This is a genomic window from Robiginitalea sp. (genome assembly GCF_049588695.1).
Lineage (GTDB): Bacteria > Bacteroidota > Bacteroidia > Flavobacteriales > Flavobacteriaceae > Robiginitalea.
In genome coordinates this window covers 1-1,751 of the sequence record NZ_JBAVZJ010000210.1, presented here as the reverse complement: position 1 = coordinate 1,751, position 1,751 = coordinate 1, and the positions used below count along the sequence as shown (strand labels likewise).

1 protein-coding gene and 1 pseudogene are annotated in these 1,751 nt (G+C 49.8%); both read right to left on the bottom strand.

Annotated features, from left to right (window positions below; translation table 11 throughout):
- Positions 1-863 (bottom strand): RagB/SusD family nutrient uptake outer membrane protein (locus WBV75_RS05020; RefSeq protein WP_424119552.1); only part of this gene is annotated, 863 nt, incomplete at its 3' end.
- A gap of 12 nt (positions 864-875) precedes the next feature.
- Positions 876-1,751: pseudogene (locus tag WBV75_RS05015) on the bottom strand (SusC/RagA family TonB-linked outer membrane protein); the annotation flags it as partial.

Below are 1,751 nucleotides of genomic sequence, written 5' to 3'. Positions count from 1 at the left end.
GCTGCAGGGCTACCCGTGGCTCCCTGTCCGTCGTAGGTATCATTATTCGTACGCTCCAATTTAAAGATCACCTCGCCATCTTCCTGATCCAGGAACATAGCCTCATACTCCGCACGGTTCGCCAGCGGATACTTGTCGATAAGTTGCTGACTTAACGTAGCCGCAGCTACGTAATCCTGACGGTAGGCCGCGATACGGGCCCGGAGTGCTGTGATGAAATCCGGGTTAATACGCGTCTTGTCTGAGGTATCAGATCCCAAAAGGGAAGACGCCTGCTGCAGATCCGAATTGATCAGGGCAAAAGTCTCGCCATTGGTATTTCTCAGCAATTGCTGATCAATGGTCGGGATAAAATCCAGGTTGATAACACTCAGCGCACTGTCATCCGTGTAATCCGTGCTGAAATAAGAAAGCAGGGTAAAATGTCCCCAGGCTCTAAGCGCATAGGCTTCCCCGAGTACCTGGTCGTACAACCCTGGATTCTCGGCAATCTCCTCAGGATCGAGGTTATTGGCCGCTTCAATCAGCCGTGTAGCCGAGTTCAGCTGATCGTACCCATTGGTCCAGAAGGTAAAAGGTGCCTGGCTACCCGCGTTCAGTACGAACCCGTAATCCGCAAGCCCCTGGCCCCCGTTGTCAAAACCAATCGATAACTCATCGGTAAAGATCGACTGAAAGGCAATATCCGTGGAGATATCGTAGTTGTCGTAAACTCCGAACAAACCGGCCTGAAGATCATCAACGGTCTGGAAAGCCGCATCGGCATCTAGACGTCCGGGCTGCTCAATATCTATGGCGTCGTTACAGGAAGCAAGTCCTGCAACTACACCTACTGTTAACAATATATTTCTAATGTTTTTCATCGCTCTGTTTTTTTAAAATCCCAATTCAACTCCTATGGACATAATCCGTGGTGTGGGGTATAGGGGAGCGCCAACCGATGTGTTGGCCTGGGCCTCAGGATCGAACCCCCGCCACTTACTCCAGGTAAACAGGTTTTCCGCATTTCCAAAAACCCGGAGTTTCGAAATCCCCGTTTTATTCAAAAAACGGGCGGGGAAGTCATATCCAATCTGTAAAAATCGCAATCGGACATAATCTGCATCAGACAGGTAGCGATCAGAGGTAAAAGAGGCCCGGTTTATGGCATCGTAAGACGGGATGTCGGTACGGGGGTTCTCAGGGGTCCAGACGCGAAGCATGTCACGCGAAGACCGGTATACCCCAATTTCATCAGGAGATTGGAATTGAGCCAGGTCATTATCAAGGCGATCCACTCCCGTCACAAAGTTAAACTGTGTCGTCAGGAAAAACCCTTTGTAATCCATATTGAATCCAAAACTCCCCTGCCAGTCCGGGATCAGGTTTTTTCCGAGCCAAACCCGGTCGGTGTCTGCATCCGGGTTTTCTGTTAGTGCCCCTTCAGCTGTAAGGAATAACAGATTCCCGCTGGAAGGATTTACACCGGCATACCGCAGGAGGTAATACTCATTGAAAATGCCCCCATTCCGTCTCCCGGTCAAACCGTTGTCGTTCAGGCTTTCGCCATTATCTGTGGGAATATTATTCACACGAGTTTCATTGAAGTTGACCACGCCGAAAAGGGTTAGATTAAATCCATCAGGCTCACTGCTGCGCAATACATCCCAGCGAAGTACCAGATCCATCCCCCTGTTCGTGAGGTCGCCTACATTCGCATCTAAAAAGGTAACTGAATTTATTGCAGAAACCGGGGAACGCTGGAAAAGATC